The following is a 297-nucleotide window of genomic DNA, read 5'->3' as shown; positions in this document are numbered from 1 at the left end:
GGATCCAGGTGGGGATGTCCCCCGGATTCTGCAGGAACTGAACAAACAGGGGTTGAAGCTGAAATATATCGTTAATACCCATGGGCATTACGACCATGTGGCTGGCAATGACCAGTTAAGGGAAGCTACAGGAGCCGAGGTGCTAATCCACAGCCTGGATGCGGAAATGCTGACCAGCAGCCGCGGGAATCTATCCTTGCTGATGGGGTTTAATCTGGCCCTCAAACCAGCCGACCGGACCCTGGCAGAGGGGGATATCCTTCGCCTGGGGGAAATTGAGTTGAAAGTTCTGCATAC

At 53.9% G+C, this 297-nt stretch carries 1 protein-coding gene; it reads left to right on the top strand.

The features are described 5' to 3' along the window. Positions 1-297: MBL fold metallo-hydrolase (locus ULO1_RS14325; protein ID WP_143325477.1), on the top strand; the 297-nt coding region annotated here is incomplete at both ends.

Origin of the sequence: Carboxydocella sp. ULO1, from assembly GCF_002049255.1 — a bacterium.
In the GTDB taxonomy this organism is placed as follows: domain Bacteria; phylum Bacillota.
Note: the sequence above shows the minus strand (reverse complement) of the source record. Positions and strands in the feature narration are given on the sequence as shown.